The organism is Roseomonas gilardii (assembly GCF_001941945.1).
Lineage (GTDB): Bacteria > Pseudomonadota > Alphaproteobacteria > Acetobacterales > Acetobacteraceae > Roseomonas.
On the sequence record NZ_CP015584.1, the window covers coordinates 399,159 to 419,169 of the forward strand.

15 protein-coding genes are annotated in these 20,011 nt (G+C 67.4%); 10 read left to right on the forward strand and 5 right to left on the reverse strand.

Annotated elements, in window-relative coordinates; translation table 11 throughout:
* Nucleotides 1–197 precede the first annotated feature (197 nt).
* Genes fdnG through RGI145_RS21400 form a run of 8 tightly spaced genes read left to right on the forward strand, consistent with a single transcriptional unit; the run spans nucleotide 198 to nucleotide 10,461 of the window.
* Nucleotides 198–3,281 (forward strand): formate dehydrogenase-N subunit alpha, encoded by a 3,084-nt coding sequence (fdnG, locus tag RGI145_RS21365; protein WP_156878746.1) that lies wholly within the window; start codon nucleotides 198–200, stop codon nucleotides 3,279–3,281.
* Nucleotides 3,278–4,276, forward strand: coding sequence for a formate dehydrogenase subunit beta (gene fdxH / locus RGI145_RS21370; protein WP_418314513.1), 999 nt, complete (start codon nucleotides 3,278–3,280; stop codon nucleotides 4,274–4,276). Before fdnG ends, fdxH begins: the two co-directional genes overlap by 4 nt.
* The gene (locus tag RGI145_RS21375; protein WP_075800542.1) at nucleotides 4,273–4,953 is read left to right on the forward strand and encodes a formate dehydrogenase subunit gamma; all 681 of its coding nucleotides are present in this window, start codon (nucleotides 4,273–4,275) and stop codon (nucleotides 4,951–4,953) included. Before fdxH ends, RGI145_RS21375 begins: the two co-directional genes overlap by 4 nt.
* A 40-nt stretch (nucleotides 4,954–4,993) precedes the next feature.
* A complete protein-coding gene (gene fdhE / locus RGI145_RS21380) occupies nucleotides 4,994–5,914 on the forward strand; it encodes a formate dehydrogenase accessory protein FdhE (protein ID WP_075800543.1) in 921 nt (306 codons plus the stop codon).
* 3 nt (nucleotides 5,915–5,917) lie between these two features.
* Nucleotides 5,918–7,306, forward strand: coding sequence for an L-seryl-tRNA(Sec) selenium transferase (gene selA, locus RGI145_RS21385; RefSeq protein WP_075800544.1), 1,389 nt, complete (start codon nucleotides 5,918–5,920; stop codon nucleotides 7,304–7,306).
* A 40-nt stretch (nucleotides 7,307–7,346) separates the two neighbouring features.
* On the forward strand, nucleotides 7,347–8,093 hold the full coding sequence (locus RGI145_RS21390) for a tetratricopeptide repeat protein (RefSeq protein WP_237183317.1): 747 nt from the start codon (nucleotides 7,347–7,349) through the stop codon (nucleotides 8,091–8,093).
* Complete coding sequence (gene selB / locus RGI145_RS21395) at nucleotides 8,090–10,093, forward strand: selenocysteine-specific translation elongation factor (protein ID WP_075800546.1); 2,004 nt, start codon at nucleotides 8,090–8,092, stop codon at nucleotides 10,091–10,093. The genes RGI145_RS21390 and selB overlap by 4 nt, the downstream gene beginning before the upstream one ends.
* Nucleotides 10,090–10,461, forward strand: coding sequence for a hypothetical protein (locus RGI145_RS21400; RefSeq protein WP_083671305.1), 372 nt, complete (start codon nucleotides 10,090–10,092; stop codon nucleotides 10,459–10,461). Before selB ends, RGI145_RS21400 begins: the two co-directional genes overlap by 4 nt.
* A 75-nt stretch (nucleotides 10,462–10,536) precedes the next feature.
* On the opposite strand, the gene RGI145_RS21405 is transcribed toward RGI145_RS21400, so the two are convergent.
* The 5 genes from RGI145_RS21405 to RGI145_RS21425 all read right to left on the reverse strand — a co-directional run bounded on the left by RGI145_RS21405 (nucleotide 10,537) and on the right by RGI145_RS21425 (nucleotide 15,823).
* Nucleotides 10,537–10,881 (reverse strand): hypothetical protein, encoded by a 345-nt coding sequence (locus tag RGI145_RS21405; protein ID WP_156878711.1) that lies wholly within the window; start codon nucleotides 10,879–10,881, stop codon nucleotides 10,537–10,539.
* A gap of 179 nt (nucleotides 10,882–11,060) precedes the next feature.
* Entirely contained in the window at nucleotides 11,061–12,107 is a 1,047-nt protein-coding gene (gene selD, locus RGI145_RS21410; protein ID WP_075800794.1) for a selenide, water dikinase SelD, read from the reverse strand.
* A 138-nt stretch (nucleotides 12,108–12,245) separates the two neighbouring features.
* Nucleotides 12,246–14,231 carry an FAD-binding monooxygenase gene (locus tag RGI145_RS21415; RefSeq protein WP_075800548.1) on the reverse strand — a complete coding sequence of 662 codons (1,986 nt, stop codon included), beginning with the start codon at nucleotides 14,229–14,231 and terminating at the stop codon, nucleotides 12,246–12,248.
* Between the two features lie 137 nt (nucleotides 14,232–14,368).
* Entirely contained in the window at nucleotides 14,369–14,806 is a 438-nt protein-coding gene (locus RGI145_RS21420) for a MarR family winged helix-turn-helix transcriptional regulator (protein ID WP_075800549.1), read from the reverse strand.
* Nucleotides 14,807–14,899: 93 nt separating this feature from the next.
* Nucleotides 14,900–15,823, reverse strand: coding sequence for a LysR family transcriptional regulator (locus RGI145_RS21425; protein ID WP_075800550.1), 924 nt, complete (start codon nucleotides 15,821–15,823; stop codon nucleotides 14,900–14,902).
* 126 nt (nucleotides 15,824–15,949) lie between these two features.
* On the opposite strand from RGI145_RS21425, the gene RGI145_RS21430 reads away from it, so the two are divergent.
* On the forward strand, nucleotides 15,950–17,452 hold the full coding sequence (locus tag RGI145_RS21430; RefSeq protein ID WP_075800551.1) for a CoA-acylating methylmalonate-semialdehyde dehydrogenase: 1,503 nt from the start codon (nucleotides 15,950–15,952) through the stop codon (nucleotides 17,450–17,452).
* 205 nt (nucleotides 17,453–17,657) lie between these two features.
* The gene (locus tag RGI145_RS21435) at nucleotides 17,658–19,994 is read left to right on the forward strand and encodes an Orn/Lys/Arg family decarboxylase (protein ID WP_075800552.1); all 2,337 of its coding nucleotides are present in this window, start codon (nucleotides 17,658–17,660) and stop codon (nucleotides 19,992–19,994) included.
* Nucleotides 19,995–20,011 lie beyond the last annotated feature (17 nt).

The window sequence follows — 20,011 nt, forward strand, 5'->3', positions numbered from 1 at the left end:
GCAAAATGTTGCGATATCGGATATATGCCGCGCATTGGAACCGCTTCGGCGTCACTCTCCGGATTATGATGGCAAGGTGCCGTGAGGGCGACGCCGGCGCCCCGCTTCACCACCCACTGTTGCTTGACCGCGATCAAGACGGAAACTAACTCTTTCCGGATACGAGGCCTGAATGGCCCGAGGAGGCTTCTGTGACCATGCAGATCTCGCGGCGCGGCCTTCTGAAGGCTGCCGGCGCGGGTGTCGCGGCGACATCTTTGGCATCGATGGGTTTCGGGGAGGCGGAAGCCGCCGTCGCCGCCCATGTCCGGCCACTGAAGCTCGCGAACACCACCGAAACGCGCAACACCTGTCCCTACTGCTCCGTGGCCTGCGGCGTCATCCTCTATTCGAAGGGTGATGTCCGGAAGGGCGAGAAGGCCGAGATTATCCATGTCGAGGGCGACGTGGACCATCCGACCAATCTCGGCACGCTCTGCCCCAAGGGCGCGGCACTCAAGGACTTCATCCACGCGCCGACCCGGCTGAAGCAGCCGATGGTGCGCCGCCCCGGATCGGACCGCTTCGAGCCGGTCTCCTGGGATCAGGCGCTAGACCGCATCGCCCGTCTGATGAAGGACGACCGCGACGCCAACTTCCTCAGCCAGAACGACGCTGGCACGCCGGTCAACCGCTGGACCACGGTCGGCATGCTCGCGGCCTCGGCCACCACCAACGAGACCGCCTGGTGCACCTTCAAGGTCGCCAAGGGCCTCGGGATCGTAGGATTCGACAACCAAGCTCGCGTCTGACACGGCCCCACGGTGTCCAGTTTGGGCCCGACATTTGGCCGTGGCGCGATGACGAACGCCTGGACCGATATCAAGAACACCGATCTCGTTGTCGTCATGGGCGGCAATGCGGCGGAAGCGCATCCCTGTGGCTTCAAATGGGTCACGGAAGCGAAAGCCCACCGGGGCGCCAAGCTCATCGTCGTGGACCCGCGCTACACCCGCACGGCCTCGGTGGCGGATTTCTATGCGCCGATCCGGCAGGGCTCGGACATCGCCTTCCTGATGGGCGTGATCCGCTACTGCATCGAGAACGACAAGATCCAGTGGGAGTACACCAAGGCCTTCACCAACGCCGCCTATATCGTGAAGGAGGGCTTCGGCTGGCAGGACGGGCTCTTCACGGGCTATGACGAGGAGAAGCGCGACTACGACCGGTCGAGCTGGGAATACGAGATCGGCGAGGACGGTTACGCTGTCACCGACCCGACGCTCCAGCACCCTCGCTGCGTCTGGAATCTCCTGAAGCAGCACGTCTCGATCTACACGCCCGAGATGGTGGAGCGCATCTGCGGCACGCCGAAGGCCAAGTTCCTTCGCGTCTGCGAGATGATCGCTGAGTGCTCGTCGCCGACCAAGACGATGACCTCGATGTACGCGCTGGGCTGGACGCAGCATTCGCATGGCGCCCAGAACATCCGCGGCATGGCGATGCTCCAGCTCATCCTGGGCAATATTGGCGTGCGCGGCGGCGGCATGAACGCGCTGCGTGGGCATTCGAACATCCAGGGCCTGACCGATCTGGGCCTGATGTCGCACCTGCTCACCGGCTATCTGAACATGCCGACGGAGGCCGAGACAGACTTCGGGACCTATATGAAGTCGCGGCAGTTCAAGCCGCTGCAGCCGGGCCAGACCAGCTACTGGCAGAACTACCGGAAGTTCATGGTCAGCTTCCAGAAAGCCATGTGGGGCGACAAGGCCACCGCCGAGAACAACTGGGCCTACGACTATATCCCCAAGCTGGACGTCCCCTCCTATGACGTCCTGCGCATGTTCGAGTTGATGAACGACGGCCGGGTCAATGGCTATATCTGCCAGGGCTTCAACCCGGTGCTGGCCTTCCCCAACCGGGGCAAGGTTGTCTCCGCGCTGTCCAGGCTGAAGTTCCTGATCACCATGGACCCGCTGGAGACGGAAACGGCCCGGTTCTGGGAGAACCATGGCGACTTCAACGCCGTGGACACCGCTTCCATCCAGACGGAGGTGTTCCAGCTTCCCACCACCTGCTTCGCGGAGGAGGAGGGGTCGCTCACCAACTCCGGACGCTGGCTGCAGTGGCACTGGGCCGGAGGTTCGCCGCCGGGCGAGGCGGAGCACGACACCTGGATCATGGCGCAGATCTTCCTGCGCATGCGGGAGCTCTACCGGAAGGAGGGCGGGGCCTTCCCCGATCCCATCCTGAACCTGTCCTGGGAGTACCAGGACCCGACGGAGCCCACGCCGGAGGAACTGGCGAAGGAGATCAATGGCCGCGCCCTGACCGATGTGCGCGACCCGAACGATCCAACCAAGGTGATCGTGCCGGCCGGCAAGCAGGTGCTGAACTTCTCGCAGTTGCAAGATGACGGCTCGACCATGAGCGGCTGCTGGATCTATTCCGGCTGCTTCAACGAGGCCGGCAACAACATGGCCCGCCGGGACAACCACGATCCCGACGAGACCGGTGCCTATCTCGGCTGGACCTTCGCCTGGCCTCTGAACCGCCGGACGCTCTACAACCGCGCCTCGGCCGATCTCCAGGGTAAGCCCTGGGACCCGAGCCGCAAGCTGCTGGAATGGGATGGGACGAAGTGGACCGGCTATGACGTGCCGGACATCGCGCCCACGGCAAAGCCGGATGCGGTGATGCCCTTCATCATGAATCCGGAAGGCGTCTCCCGCCTCTTCTCCCGGGGCATGATGCGCGACGGGCCTTTCCCGACGCATATGGAACCCTTCGAATCCCCGGTGCCCAACGTGCTGAACCCGCGCATGCGGGGAAACCCGGTGGCGCGCGTGTTCCAGAACGACGTGTCCCAGTTCGGCAATTCGGACGAGTTCCCCTTCGCGGCGACTTCGTACCGGCTGACGGAACACTTCCACTACTGGACCAAGCACAACCGGGTGAATGCGGCCCTGCAACCCGAGTTCTTCGTGGAGATCTCGGAGGAGCTTGCCGCCCTCCGCAAGATCGACAACGGAAGCTGGGTGCGGGTCTGGTCCAAGCGCGGCTCGGTCAAGGCCAAGGCCCTGGTCACCAAGCGCATCCGCCCGCTGATCTGCGACGGGCGAGAGGTGCATGTGGTGGGCATCCCGCTCCACTGGGGCTTCGTTGGCGCGGCCCGGAAGGGCTTCGGCCCGAACTCGCTCTCGCCCTTCGTGGGTGAGGCGAATATCGAGACCCCGGAGTACAAGGCGTTCCTGGTCAATATCGAGCCCAGCACGCCGCCAGGAGGGGCCGTGGCATGAGCGCCGGCATGATGGACAGCCCGCGGACGGCGGTCAGCAACCCGCCGACCCAGCCGATGGCCAGCCAGTTCGGCGAGGCCGATCTGGTTCGCCGTTCGGCGACGGAAAGCCTGCCGCCGCCGCAGCGGCAGTTCACCCCGGTGGCCAAGCTGATCGATGTCTCCAAGTGCATCGGGTGCAAGGCCTGCCAGTCGGCCTGTGTCGAATGGAACGACACCCATCCGGAGATCGAGGAGAACCATGGGGTCTATACCAACCCCCATGACCTCACCGAGAACATGTTCACCCTGATGCGCTTCACGGAATGGGTGAATCCGGAGACCGACAACCTCGAATGGCTCATCCGCAAGGATGGCTGCATGCACTGCGCCGACCCGGGCTGCCTCAAGGCCTGCCCGGCTCCCGGCGCCATCGTCCAGTACAGCAACGGCATCGTGGACTTCATCCACGAGAACTGCATCGGCTGCGGCTATTGCGTGAAGGGCTGCCCCTTCAACATTCCCCGCATCTCCAAGGCGGACCGGCGCGCCTACAAGTGCACCCTCTGTTCTGACCGCGTCGCGGTGGGGCAGGGGCCTGCCTGCGCCAAGGCTTGCCCGACCCAGGCCATCGTCTTCGGCACCAAGGAGGATATGAAGAAGCATGCCGAGGAACGCATCGCCGACCTGAAGTCGCGCGGCTATGCCAATGCAGGGCTCTACGACCCGCCCGGCGTCGGCGGCACGCATGTGATGTATGTCCTGCATCACAACGATCGGCCACATATCTATGCCGGCCTGCCGGACAATCCCCGCATCTCGCCCCTGGTGCAGACCTGGAAGGGCGTGACCAAGTATGTGGGTCTCGCCGCGATGAGCGTCATGGCGGTGGGCAGCGTGATCCACGGTGTCTTCGCACGGCCCAACCGGGTTTCCGAGGAAGACGAGGAGAATGCAGAGAAGCTGGTGGAAACCAGCGTGACCGCCCCGCCGCAGCCGGAAGAGCATCCAAGATGACCGAGCACATCCAGCCGGGAGACGCCATCCACCCGGGCAAGCCCGTCACGGTGGACCGCTACGGTCCTCTGGCCCGGCTCAACCACTGGGTGACGGCCTGCAGCCTGATCCTGTTGGCGGTTTCCGGCTTGGCCCTGTTCTGGCCCTCGCTGTTCTTCCTGACCAACCTCTTCGGCGGCGGGCAGAACACCCGTGCGATCCATCCCTGGATCGGCGTGGTCCTGTTCTTCAGCTTCTTCATCTTCTTCTTCCAGCTCTGGCGGGCGAACCTGCCGGCAAAGGTGGATTTCGTCTGGCTGTCGCGGATCAGGGACGTGGTCAGCGGCAACGAGGAGAAACTGCCCGAACTCGGCAAGTACAATGCCGGTCAGAAGTTCATCTTCTGGGCCATGACCGGACTGATCCTGGTACTGATCGTCAGCGGCTTGGCGATCTGGGAGCAGTACTTCGCGTCCTACACCTCGATCCCGACGCGGAGGGTCGCCGTGCTGGCGCATTCCATCGCGGCCGTGCTGATCATCTGCGTCTTCATCCTGCACGTCTATGCGGCGATCTGGACGCGAGGCACGCTGCGCGCCATGACCCGCGGCTCCGTCACGGGCGGCTGGGCTTGGCGGCATCACCGGAAATGGCTGAAGGAACTGGCTGGCCAACGTAAGGTTGGCCCTGCCGAGTAACCACCGACAACGCGTGGCCGGTCCGGTCCGCGGAGGATTCATGTCAGGATTTCACGGTCTCCAGCCCGATCCCTCCATGATCGGGCGCATGCTCAAGCCGCCTTTCGCCATCATGCCCGACCCGGCGGCCCTGTTCCGTCAGCGGGCGGAACGCTTCTCGGTTCTGGCGAGGGACAACCCTCTGGCCGCCTATCTGGGTTTCCTGGCCGGGTTGAGCCGCCTCCAGGCCGATCTGGCCGAGGCGCTTCCCCCCGCCGAAGCCATCCCCGCCGAACAGGTCCAGCGCGCGAGAGAAAACCGCATGCCTCCGCTGGATCGCGCCTCCCTGGCCGGCGATGTGGGGCTGCGCACCCTGGCGCAGCGTTTCATGGACGATGTGGCGGTTCTCCCTATGCCCGCGCCCGCGGCGACTGCCTTGGCTGAGTTGCGGGAGGCGGAGAGCGGGACGCTGGACCGGATGATCGGCGATGTCCTGGCGGATTCCACCCCCGCCGACGCCCTGCCGCAGCACCTGTTCCTGTCCGCGGCCGTACAGGTCCATGGCGCGCGGCTGGCCTCCCTGCTCGACCCGAAGCAGCTCGTGCCGGTGGAAACCGGCCTCTGCCCCTGTTGCGGCGGCCCTCCCGTTTCCTCGATGGTGGTCGGGCATCAAGGGGCGGAAGGGGCCCGCTATGCCGCCTGTGCCTTCTGCGGGACCCAGTGGAACGAGGTGCGGATCAAGTGCCTCGCCTGCGGCTCCACGAAGGGTGTCGGCTACATGGCACCGGAGGGCGAGGAAGAAGCCACCGTGAAGGCGGAAACCTGCGATTCCTGCCGTAGCTGGGTGAAGATCCTCTACCAGAACCGGAACCCAGCGCTGGAACCGATGGCGGACGACGTGGCCAGCCTGGGCCTCGACCTGTTGATGCGGGACACCAGCTACCGTCGCGCCGGCTTCGATCCCTTCCTGCTGGGCTACTGATCCATGTCCGACAAGGCGGTGTTGCGTTCGCTCCCCTCGGTGGACCGCGTTCTTTCCCTGGCCGGGGCGACCGTCGGGCGTTTCGGCCGGGCCGAGGTCACGGAAGCAGTGCGGGCGGTTCTGGCCGGCCTGCGGCAGGATCCGCCGGCCTCGGGTGCTCCCGAGGCAGCCACGGTGCTGGCCCTGGCGGAAGCCCGACTTGCCGAACGGGACCGCTCCAACCTGCGCCCGCTCTTCAACCTGACGGGCACGGTGCTGCACACCAATCTCGGCCGCGCGGTTCTGGCCGAGGCGGCAATCGAGGCCGCAGTGGCGGCCATGCGGGACGCGGTGGCGCTGGAATTCGATCTCGGGTCGGGCCGCCGCGGCGAGCGTGACGACCACCTGCGGGGCCTGCTGCGCGAACTGACCGGCGCTGAGGACGCCACGGTCGTCAACAACAACGCCGCCGCCGTGCTGATCGCCCTGAACACGCTCGGGGCCGGGCGAGGGGCCCTGGTCTCGCGCGGGAAGCTGATCGAGATCGGCGGCGCCTTCCGCATGCCCGACATCATGGCCCGTGCCGGGGTCCGGCTGGTGGAGGTGGGCACCACGAACCGCACCCATCTCCGGGATTACGAGGATGCGCTCTCGCCCGAGATCGGCCTGATCCTCAAGGTGCATCCCTCCAACTACCGGATCGAGGGCTTCACCAAGGCGGTGGCGGGAGCGGAGATCGCCGGCATCGCCCGGGCGGCCGGGGTGCCGATGCTGAACGATCTCGGCTCGGGCACGCTGGTAGACCCGTCGCACCTCGGTCTCGCGAAGGAGCCCACGGTCAGGGAGGCGGTGGCCGAAGGCGCGGATATCGTCACCTTCTCCGGCGACAAGCTGCTGGGGGGCCCTCAGGCGGGGTTCATCGTCGGGCGCCGGGACCTGATCGCGGCGATCAACCGCAACCCGATGAAGCGGGCGCTGCGCCTGGACAAGATCCGCCTCGCGGCCCTGGCGGCGACGCTGAAGCTGTACCGCGACCCCGACCGCCTGGTCGAACGCCTGCCGACGCTGCGCTTCCTGGCCCGCCCGGTGGCGGAGATCGAGGCCCAAGCCCAACGCCTGCTTCCGGCACTGGCGCGGCTTCTGCCACCGGGCTTCACGGCCGAAGCCTGTTCCTGCCGCAGCCAGATCGGCTCCGGCGCCCTGCCGGCGGAAACCATCCCGAGCGCCGGGCTGCGCCTCTCCGCGCCGGATAGCGAGGGGTTGGACCGTCTCACCGCCGCCCTGCGCGATCTGCCAAGGCCGGTGATCGGCCATCTGCGCGATGGAGCCCTCGTGCTCGATCTCCGGACCCTGGAGGACGAGCCGGGCTTCCTGGCCAGCCTCGCCGCCATGCCCGCCGATGCACTGGCTTAGGCGCCTCTGTCGGCCTGCCGCACCGCCGGCACCCGATCCGATGACCGAGGCCAGGGCCGCTTTCGACCGTGGCGAGTATGGGACGGCGCTGGGGATCTGGGAGCCTCTCGCCCGGGCTGGCGCCGCGGAGGCCCAGGCGGGGATCGGCCTCTGTTTCCTGCGGGGTCTGGATGTTCCAGCCGATCCTTCCCTGGCCGAGAAGTGGCTTTCCCTGGCTTCGGCAGGGGGTCATGCCGTGGCGCGGCGTGAACTGGCGGCGCTGCTGCGGCAGGGTGCCGAAGGGGTGGAGGCCGATCCCGGCCGGGCGGCGCAGTTGTACCGGGCGGCGGCGGAGGGTGGGGATGCCATCGCGCAGGATGTCTGGAGCCTGATACTGCTGGAGGGGCAGGATGGCGTGGCGGTGGATGTCGCGGAGGCGCGCCGCTGGGCACTGGCGGCCGCCGAGGCCGGGATCGCCCCGGCCATGATGCGCCTCGGCATGTTCTATCACAATGCCCAGGGAGTGGAGCGCGATGTGGCGGAAGCCGCACGGTGGTGGCAGGGCGCCGCCCTCCGGGGCGAGGCGGATGGTCAGGCCATGTTCGGGGCCGCCCTGCATCTGGGGGCGGGCGTGGCGCCGGACCCCCTGGCGGCCATGGTCTGGCTGCTCCGCGCGACGCGCGGCGGCAGCACCCTGGCGCGACCTTTCCTGCCTGCCGTCCGCGCCTCGCTGACCCCTGCGGAACTGTCCCAGGCCCTGGCCCTCTCCTCCGAGCCGCTGCCGCTCGTCACCGGGGGTGTGGGATGATCGTCGGAACCGCCGGCCATATCGACCACGGCAAGACCGCCCTCGTGCGGACCCTGACCGGGGTGGAGACCGACCGCCTCAAGGAGGAGAAGGCGCGGGGCATCACCATCGAGCTCGGCTTCGCCTATCTGGCAGAGGCCGGACACAGCATCGGCTTCGTCGATGTTCCGGGCCATGAGCGCTTCGTCCACACCATGCTGGCCGGCGCGAGCGGGATCGACTTCGCCCTGCTGGTTGTGGCCGCCGATGACGGACCGATGCCCCAGACGCTGGAGCATCTGGCCATCCTGGACCTGCTGGGCCTGCGGCGCGGGATGGTCGCGCTCAGCAAGGCGGATCTGGCGGATCCGGCGAGGCGGGATGCCGTGACGGCGGAAATCCGAGATCTCCTGGCGCCGACCGGCTTGGCGGGGGCGAAGATCCTGCCGGTTTCCACGGTGACCGGCGAGGGGCTGGACCGCCTCCGGGATATGCTCTGGCAGGCGGCGGCAGACACGGCGTCGCGCGGGGAGACCGGTGCCTTCCGCCTGGCGGTAGACCGCAGCTTCATCCTGGCGGGGACCGGGACGGTGGTGACGGGAACGGTCCTCTCGGGTGCGGTGGCCGTGGGTGATACGGTGGTTGTCAGCCCCGCCGGCCTGCCGGCCCGGATACGCTCCATCCATGCCCAGAACCAGCCCGCCGAACGCGGCGTGGCGGGACAACGCTGCGCCCTGAACCTGACAGGGGAGGGGATATCCAGGGACGTCGTCTCGCGCGGCGACATGATCCTGGACCCGGCCCTGCATGCCCCCACGACCCGGATCGACGCCCGGCTGCGTCTCCTGGACAACGAACCGAAGCCGGTCGGCAACCTGCTGACGGCCCGGTTGCACCACGCGAGCGCGGAGGTCGGAGTGCGCCTCGTGCCGCTGGAGGGAGCCATCCCTCCCGGCGGCCAGGGCCGGATTCAGCTCATGCTGGAGCGGCCCATCGCCGCCGCGGTGGGCGACCGTTTCATTCTGCGCGATGCCTCGGCACAGCGGACGATCGGGGGAGGGCGGTTCCTCGACCTGCGGGGCCCCGCGCGCAAGCGGCGGACAACCGAGCGCCTGGAGCAGCTCGATGCCGCGGCGCAGACGGAACCGGCCGAGGCGCTCCGGCGATTGCTCGCCTTGCCGCCGTTTCATGTGGAACTGTCCGACTTCGTAAGGGGTCGCGCCCTTTCCGCCGCGGAGGGCGAGGCACTGGCGGCCCTGCCGGGACTGACCGGCATCGAGGCTGGCGATCTGCATGTCGTGATGGCTCAGGACAGGTGGCAGGCCTTCCAGGCTTCGCTGCTGGCCGAGCTGGCACGCTTCCACGAGGAGAATCCCGACCTGCAGGGAACGGGCCGCGAGCGGCTGCGGATGCTTCTGCAGCCCCGGCTGCCGGTGCCGGTCTTCCGTGCCGTCCTGGAAGAGGAAGCCAGGGCCGGGCGGCTGGTGCTGGAGGGCGCCTTCCTCCGCCTTCCCGGCCATGAGGTGCGCCTGGGTCCGGAGGATGAGGATCTCTTCGCCCGCATCGCCCCCCTGATCGGCGGCTCCCATCGCTTCCGCCCCCCGAGGGTGCGGGATCTCGTTCCGATGGTCGGCGCGGAGGAGGCGCAGATCCGGCGCCTGATGAAGCTCTGCACTCGGCTCGGCCGCGTGGACCAGATCGCCCATGACCACTTCTTCCTGCGGGCCACGACGGCCGAGATGGTCGAGATCGCGCATGACGTCGCCGCTCGGTCATCCGACGGCACCATCACCGCCGCGGCCTTCCGCAACCGGATGGACAATGGCCGGAAGGTCGCTATCCAGATCCTGGACTTCCTGGACCGTCATGGCGTGACGCTGCGCCGGGGCGATCTGCGCCGCATCAACCCTCATAGGAACGACCTGTTCCGGACCTATGCGGGGGAAGCGCCACCGGCCGGAAGCATGAATGGGCCCGCTTCCCCGCCCGGGCCGAAATCACGGATGACCAGCCCGCCATGACCATGCCCGCCAGCACCGATTTCGACGACTGGCTGATCGCCACCCATGGCGAGGCCGGTTCCTTCACCATGCTCTTCGTTCTGCTGCGGGTCGCCGAGGGCACCGTGGAGCCTCTTCGCTCGGCCTATCTCCATGTCGTGGGCGACGAGACGCGTTGGCCGGAGATGGTCTCGCTTTTTGCCGGCGCCCGCGTGTCCTGGGATGCGGTGGTCTTCTTCCGGGCCGGTCGGGAAGGGCTCGTCGAGGACCGGGAAGCCAAGGCCCGCCTCGCCTCCCTGACGCGCAAGCTCCATGAGGACCGTGGTCTGATCCGCGACGGCGAGTTCTTCAATGCCGAAGGCCTGCGGTTGCGGCTGGACCCGATCTGAGGTCGCTGGGCCGATGGCGTCAGGCGGATTTCCCTTCCGCCGCGACGCGTAGGTCAGGGCCGGACCCGGGGCCGGTCAGCACTTCGGTACGGCTTTCTTCGGCGCGCTGATCGGGTCAAGGCCCCGGGCCGTCGCCGGCTGCCAGGTGCGCGACTGCGGCGTCTTTCCGCTGGACTGGGTGCCGATGAAGGAGCCGCCGGTTCCCCCACTCCAGCCCGTGTTGCCGGCATTCCCAGGGGCGGTGCTGTCGGCCCTGCCCGTCGCCGGCTGCGTTGCCGGATGGGATTCGGCTTCGCCCTGGCATCCCCCGTTGCTGTCCAGGCTCTGCTTCGAGGGCGGCGCACCAGCTTGCTGGGCCATGGCTGCCGTACCGAGGCCGAGGATCAGGCTCCCGGTGATCCAGAATGCTCCTGAACGCATCGTCACTCTCCCATTGCCAGGGGCCGACCGCGCCAGGCGGGGCCGTGTTTCCCTCGAATTGCTTCGTGCCTCGTCTGTCCGGACGCGCGGACCAAGCCGCTTTCGGCCAGCGTCGAGAAGAAAGCGTGCGGAGGACCGCCGAGTTTGCCCCAGGCCCACACGAAAGGCGCCGGATCCCGTCAGGAGATCACCACCCGCGCCTCGCCCGCTTCCGCACGGCCAACGATGCGGGCGGAGGGATAACCCGCCCCCCGGATGCCGGACAGAATGCGGGCCGCCTCCGCCTCCGCGCAGGCGACGAGGAGGCCGCCGGAGGTCTGCGGATCGGCCAGCAGTCGGCGACGCCAGTCCGGCAGCCCCGCAGGCAGCGTGATCCTGTCGCCATAGCTGGCCCAGTTGCGGTCGGACGCCCCGGTGATGAAGCCACGTTCGGCCAGCGCGGCGGCATGGGAGAGCCAGGGCAGGTCATCGAGCCGCAGGGTCAGGCGCAAGCCGGAGCCCTGCGCCATCTCCAACGCGTGCCCCAGGATGCCGAAGCCCGTGACATCGGTGATGCCATGCACGGCGGGGTCCTTCGCCAGTTCCGCGCCGATCCGGTTCAGCAGGGTCGTGGAGGCCAGCATCTCGGCATAGGCCCCTTCTGGCAGGGCGCCCTTCTTGATGGCGGCGGAATAGATGCCGACGCCCAGCCCCTTGGTCAGGATCAGCACATCGCCCTGCCGGGCCCCGGCATTGCGGCGCACCTGGGCGGGATGGCAGAGGCCGATCACCGCCAGCCCGTAGATCGGCTCAAGCGAGTCGATGGAATGGCCTCCGGCCACCGGGATTCCGGCCTCGGCGCAGACCGCGGCGCCACCCGCCAGGATCCGCCGGATCACCGCCGGTTCCAGCTTGTTGATCGGCATGCCCAGGATGGCCAGGGCCATGATCGGCTGGCCGCCCATCGCATAGATATCCGACAGGGCGTTGGTGGCGGCGATCCGCCCGAAATCCTCCGGATCGTCCACCATCGGCATGAAGAAGTCGGTGGTGGCGATCACCGCCAGATCCTCGTTCACCTGCCAGACGGCGGCATCATCCGAGGTCTCGGTCCCGACCAGCAACTGCTGGAAAGGGCCGGCCATGGGCTGTTCGGACAGGAGCTCCCGCAGCACCGCCGGGGCGAGCTTGCAGCCGCAACCGCCGCCATGAGCGAGTTCGGTCAGGCGGATCGTGGGATCGGACATGGAAGCCTCCACAGTGCGGTCCATCGGCATCCGGGAAGCCTACATCCTGCCACTGGGTCCGGAGAAGGGCACGCCGGCCGATCCCTTTCCCCGCCCGTGGCCATGACGAGCATGGCCACCCCAACCCCGGGCTCGCGACTAGAGGGCCGGCTGCTCGAGCGGCCTGCTCGCGGCATCCGGGCGGTGCGTTGCCTGCTGGTGATCCAGCATGAAGGCCTCGAAGAAGCCTGCGATCCCCGCATGGTCCTCCAGCGGCAGGACATGCGCCACATGCTGGTCCGGCCTGACGATCACCCCGCATCCACGCCCACGGTCGATGCCGCGAAGGTCAAAGATGTCCTGGCCCTCCACCATGACCGGGCAGAACATCTTCTCGTGGTCCACGAGGCCATAGCGTCCCTTCGCCGGGCGCAGCAGGGCGGGCATGGCGCCGAAGGCTAGGTCCCGGTGCGGCTGCTGGAAGATCGCCCGCAGGTCGATCACCGCGTCGATGTCTTCTCCCACCGGGGTGCAGCGCCGGACCGGCGAGGCCGCATCCTGTTCCAGAAACCTGCAGAGCGTCTGGATGCGGGATGACGGGTCCGATGGGTCCTCTGCCGCGGCAAAGGCGAAGAGGCGCCAGCGACCATCAGCCTGCACCGTGTGCCCCAGATGCATCGGCTTGGCATCCGCCAGCCGGATGACCGGCGCCGAGTGGAAGCGCATGCCGATGGCGAGGCCTTCCGCGAGAGGCTGGTGCGTCGTCGCTCCGGTGATCGCGGAGGGCGCATAGCGCATCGCGGTGCCGGCCGTGAAACGACCCTGCTGCACGAAGTACTGCTGGAACTCTGCCGGATCGACGCCCGTGCTGTCCGGGTCATGGGGGTCCTTGGGGGGGAGGGACAGCATCAGGGCCAGTTTCCGGTCGAAGGCGATCAGCTCCCCCGCCACGGCATGGCGCTCCACCGAATAGGTGGCGAGCAGAGCGGGATCGACCTGTCCCCGCAGCACCGCGGCCAGCTTCCAGCCGAGGTTGAAGGCATCCTGCATGGAGACGTTCATCCCCTGTCCCGCCTTGGGACTGTGGGTGTGGCAGGCATCGCCGGCGATGAAGACGCGGGGCAGGCGGGTGGACCTTTCCCGCTCCGGCACATCGTCGAAGTGCTCGCACATGCGCTGGCCGATCTCATACACGGACCACCAGGCAACCTCCTTCACCTCCAGCCTGTGCGGGTTCAGGATGCGCTGCGCGGCGGCGACGAGGTCATCGATGGTGATCTTGCGGCTGGTGACGCGCTCGTTCTCCGCCAGCTTGTCCATCTCGATATAGAGCCGCACGAGATAGCCGCCCTCGCGCGGGATGATCACCATGTTTCCCGCCGCCGAATGGATCACGCATTTCAGGCGGATGTCGGGAAAGTCGGTGACCGCGAGCACGTCCATCACGCCCCAGGCCTGGTTGGCGGAGGCGCCTTCCAGGCTGAGGCCGATCTCGCGGCGCACGGCGCTCCGGGCACCGTCGCAGCCGACCGCGTAGCGGGCCCGGATGGTTTCCACCTTTCCCTCATGCCCGGGATCGAGGCGCTCGAAGCGGGCCGTGACGGGGTGGGAGACATCCGGCCGCGTCGCGACCTCCAGACCGATGAGGCGGCGGTGGTAGTCCGGCACGATGGGGGAAGCGCCGCGCCGCATCGTCTCCAGGTAGAAGTCGTGAACGCGGGCCTGGTTGAGGATGACATGCGGAAACTCCGAGAGTCCCTCCTCCGTGTCCCGGATGCGGCCACTGCGAAAGATAGCGTCGTGCCGGGTGCTGTCAGGCTTCCAGAACACCAGCTCGTTGACCCAGTACGCCTCGCGCAGCACGCGTTCGGCGAAGCCGAAGGCGTTGAACATCTCCATCGTGCGGCAGGCGATGCCGTCGGCCTGGCCCAGCATCAGGGGACCGGCCTTCTGTTCCACGATGCGCGTCGAGATCCCCGGAAAGGCAGCCAGTTGCGCCGCCAGTGTCAGGCCGGCCGGACCGCAGCCGACGATCAGCACATCGGTCGTCCCGGGCAGGGGTGCCGGCGTGGCACCGGGGGTAGGGGGATCGACCCTGGCCGTCTCCGGGTCACCCGCCTGGAAGCCATTGAGATGGAACTGCATTCTTACTCCTCCCTGGACGGCCAATCCGGCGGGGGACGAGCTGCACCGAATGCCGGCTGGCATCGCGGAACGGCGCCCTGGCCCCTCCCGTGTGGCTTATCTCATGGAAAGAATGGATACATAAAGTATGTATGCTGTCAATCATCGTCCGAGGGTCGGCCGACGAATTTCTTGAGCAACGCAATGAACTGTGCCCGCTCCGTTTCCGAGAGGGGCTGCAGCATCTCCGCCTGGGCCGCCAGAACAAGGCCCTCCACGGTGTCCAGCAAGGCGTTTCCATCGCTGGTCAGGGCGATGGTCTTGATGCGCCTGTCCTGACGTGATGGCTGGCGCGCGATGAGGCCCTTGGCCTCCAGCCGGTCGAGCACGCCGCCAAGCGTCGCCCGGTCGAAGGCGATCAGGTCCGAAAGCCGCGTCGCGTCGATCCCCGGCTGGGAAGCGATCGCCACCATCGCGGCATACTGCACCGAGGTGATGTCGAAGCCTGCCAGTCGCGCCGTGAAGATGGCGCCAGAGATCTGATGTGCCCGCCGGATCAGGTGGCCGGGCATCTCGTACATGGATCCGATGGGCATCAGGCTATCCGTGGCGGTTGAAAGGCGGGTCCAGGCTCTAGATCAGATCGCCGCAGGGGGGGAAGGGACCGGGTGCGACGCCTTTCCCTGGGATCAACAGACCTGTGCGTGAGTCGGGATGGCGGGCGGGCCCGGCTGCACGAACCGAGCGGCTTCGGCGCGGATGCCCGAAAGGATGTGCCGGCGGGCGAGCAGGACCCGCTGCGTGTCATGCGTGTCGGGATGGGAGACCAGCCAGTAGCTCCGCAGGAAGCGGACCTCTGGAAGGATGCGCCGCAGTTCGGGAAAGGTGGCGGCGGCATAGTCGTGCAGGATGCCGACGCCATGGCCGGCCCGGACAGCCTCCATCTGTGCCACCACGCTGCCGCACTCGTAGCGGGCCCCGATCACGCGGCGCAGGGCGGCGGCATAGTCCAGGGCACGGCTGTACACATAGTCCTCGACATTCGTGACGAAGAGGCGGCCAGACAGTTCCGCGGGCCGGGTGACCGGTCCGGTGCGCGCGAGATAGGCTTCCGAGGCATAAACGCTGAGGGTGTAGTCGGTGAGCTTGGTGACGATCAGCCGGCCCTGCTCGGGGCGCTCCAGCGTGACGGCCAGGTCCGCCTCGCGCCGCGACAGGGAGAAGGTGCGGGGCAGGGGCACCAGCTGGATGACCAGGCCGGGATTCTGTTCCGCCAGACCGGCGAGCTGCCCCGCCAGCACGTAGTTGCCGAGGCCGTCCGGTGCCCCGATGCGGACGGTGCCGCTGACGGCTCCTTCCATGCTGTTCAGCTGGGAGTTCAGCCGCAGGAACTCGGACTCCGCTCGTTCCGCCGTGGCAAGCAAGGCTTCCCCGGCACCAGTCAGCACGCAACCCTGGTTCCGGCGATCGAGCAGCTTGGTCCCGAGTTCGCGCTCCAGGGCGGTGATCTGCCGGCCCACGGTGGCGTGGTTCAGCTTCAATTCCCGGGCCGCGGCCAGGATCTGCCCCGCGCGTGCCACGGCCAGGAAGATCCGGATACGATCCCAGTTCATGGGTGACTTCAATCTCTGCACATCCAGGGTGCAATTCTGACCATTGCTGTGCGCCCGGTCGAGCCTTATCGCAGGATGCGCCGGTGGCGCCACGCCGTTCCGCCGGGAGAATGGGAGACGAGACGCATGGCCACCTGGATTCCGCATTTCATCGGCGGCGAGAGCTTCGAGGGCCGCGGCGGCCGCACGGCTCCAGTCTACAATCCCGCCACCGGCGAGCAGACGGGGGAGGTTCCCCTGGCCAGTACCCGCGACGTCGATACCGCGGTGAAGGCGGCGCTGAAGGCCTTTCCGGCCTGGGCCGCGACCCCGCCGCTGCGCCGCGCCCGTATCCTGAACAGGTTCCTGGCCCTGCTGGAGCGGGATGCCGACCGCATCGCCGCCGCGATCACTGCCGAGCACGGCAAGGTCCTCTCCGATGCCAAGGGCGAACTGACACGCGGCATCGAGGTCGTGGAATTCGCCACCGCCGCGCCGCAACTGCTGAAGGGCGAGGTGACGGAGAATGTCGGCACCCGCATCGACAGCCATTCGCTGCGCCAGCCGCTGGGCGTGGTCGCAGGCATCACGCCGTTCAACTTCCCGGCCATGGTGCCAATGTGGATGTTCCCGGTCGCCCTGGCCTGCGGCAACTGCTTCGTCCTCAAGCCCTCCGAACGCGATCCCTCCACCAGCCTGATCCTGGCCGAGCTTCTCGCCGAGGCGGGGCTGCCGCCCGGCGTGTTCAGCGTGGTGCAGGGCGACAAGGAGGCGGTGGACGCGCTACTGCAGCATCCCGGCATCAGTGCGGTGAGCTTCGTCGGCTCGACGCCCATCGCGCGCTACATCTACGAGACCGCCGCGAAGAGCGGGAAGCGCTGTCAGGCACTGGGCGGCGCCAAGAACCACATGGTCATCCTGCCGGATGCCGACATGGACCAGGCGGTGGATGCGCTGATGGGCGCGGCCTATGGCTCGGCCGGCGAGCGCTGCATGGCGATCTCCGTGGCGGTGCCGGTCGGCGAGCGCACGGCCGAAGCCTTGATCGCGAAGCTGGAGCCCAAGGTCCGTGCCCTGAAGATCGGCCCGGGCACCGAGGCCGATGCCGAGATGGGGCCGCTGGTCACGCGCCAGCATCGCGACAAGGTGCACGGTTATGTCGATGCCGGCGTGAAGGAGGGTGCAACGCTCGTGGTCGATGGCCGCGACTTCCGCATGCAGGGCTACGAGGACGGCTTCTTCATTGGTGGAACGCTGTTCGACCATGTGACGCCGGAGATGTCGATCTACCGCGAGGAGATCTTCGGCCCCGTCCTCTCGGTGGTGCGCGCGGGTGATTACGCCGCCGCCGCGAAGCTCATCAACGAGCATGAGTTCGGCAACGGAACCTCGATCTTCACCCGTGATGGCGAGGCGGCGCGGGAATTCGCCCATGGCATCCAGGTTGGCATGGTCGGCATCAACGTGCCCATCCCGGTGCCGATGGCCTTCCACTCCTTCGGTGGCTGGAAGGCGTCGCTCTTCGGCGACCACCACATGCATGGGCCGGAAGGCGTGCGCTTCTACACGAAGCTGAAGACCATCACGACCCGTTGGCCCTCGGGTGGCTTCCGCTCCGGTGCGGAGTTCGTGATGCCCACCATGGGCTGATCCTGGCCGGCCCGGGTTGTGCCCGGGCCGGCGACCGACGGACCTTCGCGGCAATGCCGGCCCGATGCCGGACGGGGAGGAGCGCCAGCCGCCGTCGAAAGAAGGCTTCAATTTCACGGAAGGGTCATAGGCGACCCGCTTGATCCAATCTGGCGCACATGATCAGGGTCAGCCCGCCGGCCATGCCGCCCGCAGGGAGATCCGGATGGAATACGCCCGTCGTTTCAAGTTCCTGGTCTGTGCTCCGGCTTTCGACGAGGCCGATCTGGAGGGTGCCCGGCTGCGGCAGATCCTCACCGAGATCGAGGGCATGGGGTATGCCGTGCTGCGGGCGCGGCGGGACGAGGATGCCGAGCTGGTGGTCCGCACCGATGCTGCGATCGGCTGCGTGGTGGTGGACTGGGGAAAGAAAGGCCTTCAAGGCAAGGCGGCGGCTCTGATCTCGCTGGTCCGGCGCCGGGGGACGGAGGTGCCGATCTTCCTGCTGGTGCGCCGCCGGCGGCTGGAGGACATCCCGGTCGATGTTCTGGACGATGTCGACGGCTTCGTCTTCCTGGCGGAAGAAACGCCGGAGTTCATCGCCAAGAACCTCGTCTCCCGGCTGCGGCAATATGCCGAGACGCTGAAGACGCCGTTCTTCGGGGCGCTGGTCGATTACGCCGAGCAGGGCAACCAGCTCTGGACCTGCCCGGGCCATAATGGCGGCATGTTCTACAGCCGCAGCCCGATCGGACGGATCTTCGTCGAGCATCTGGGCGAGGCAGTGTTCCGCGACGACCTCGACAACTCGGTGCTGCAACTCGGCGACCTGCTGACGCATGAGGGGCCAGCCCTGGCGGCACAGCGGGAGGCGGCGAAGATCTTCGGAGCCGAGCGCACCTATTTCGTGCTGAATGGCACCTCCACCTCCAACAAGATCGCGCTGAACGCCCTGCTGGCCGAGGGCGACCTGGTGCTGTTCGACCGCAACAACCACAAGGCGGCACATCACGGCGCGCTCTTCCTCAGTGGTGCGCTGCCGATCTTCGTGGAGACGGCGCGTAACCCGCATGGGCTGATCGGGCCGATGCGGAAGGACGCGCTGTCGGAGGAACGTCTGCGTGAGGCGATTCGCACCAACCCGCTGGTGAGTGATGCCGAAGCCTGGCGCCGGCCGCGCCCTTTCCGCGCCGCCGTGATCGAGCAGTGCACCTATGACGGCACGATCTATTCCGCCGAGGAGGTGCTGAACAGCATCGGCCATCTCTGCGACTACATCCTCTTCGACGAGGCCTGGGCGGGCTTCATGAAGTTCCACCCGCTCTTCCGCGGCCGCTTCGGCATGGGGCTGGAGAAGCTGGGACCCGACGCGCCGGGCATCCTGGTGACACAGAGCACCCACAAGCAGCTCGCCAGCTTCTCTCAGGCCTCGCAGATCCATGTGAAGGACAGCCATCTCGGCGAGCAGCGGCGTCGCGTCGGGCACCGCCGCTTCAACGAGATGTATCTGCTGCACGCCTCCACCAGTCCTTTCTACCCGCTCTTCGCCTCGCTCGACGTGGGTGCGCAGATGATGAAGGGCCGTTCCGGCGAGGTGCTGTGGGACGATACCGTCCGCCTCGGCATCGAGATGCGCAAGAAGCTACGCTTCACCGCGCGCGAGATGGCGGAGAAGGAGCCGGACCCGACGCGCCGCTGGTTCTTCGAGCCCTTCGTGCCGAAGACCGTGCGGCTGGATGGCGTCCCCACCCCCTGGGAGGAGGTGCCGACCGATCTCCTGGCCGTCAACCCCGGGCACTGGGAGTTCCGCCCGGGCGAGGACTGGCACGGTTTCGGCGATGTGCCGGCGGGATGGGCGATGACCGATCCGAACAAGCTGACGGTGCTGACGCCGGGCTTCACCGATGGCGGCTATGCCCAGCATGGCGTCCCGGCGCCCGTGGTGGCGGAATACCTGCGCCAGAACCGGATCGTGCCGGAGAAGAACGACCTGAACAGCCTGCTCTTCCTGCTGACGCCAGGCAGCGAAAGCAGCAAGGCGGGGACGTTGCTGTCCCATCTGGTCACCTTCAAGAAGCTGCATGACCAGAACGCGCCGCTGGAGGAGGTCATCCCCGGCTTCGTCGCTCGGCGTCCGAAGCGCTATGCCGGCCTGCGCCTGCGTGAGCTTTGCGCGGAGATGCATGATTTCTACAGGGCCCAGGATGTTAGCGGGCTGCAGGCGGCGCAGTTCCAGGCCGGGCATTTCCCGGACATGGTGATGCCGCCGCACGAGGCGGTGCGGGAACTGGTGCGCAACCGGGTGGACTACGTTCCGTTGGACGAGTGCTTCGGTCGTGTCGCGGTCACGCTTTGGCTGGTCTATCCGCCTGGGATCGCCACGGTGATTCCCGGGGAGCGGCTGGGCGAGGCGTCGCGGCCGATGATCGACTACCTGAAGGCCTTTGAGCGGGCGGCGAACCGTTTTCCCGGCTTCGAGAACGAGATCCAGGGCCTCTATCGCGAAACCGATTCGGGCGGACAGGTGCGCTTCTACACCTATGTGTTGCGCGAGGCGTCCTGAGGGGGCTGGATGCAGGG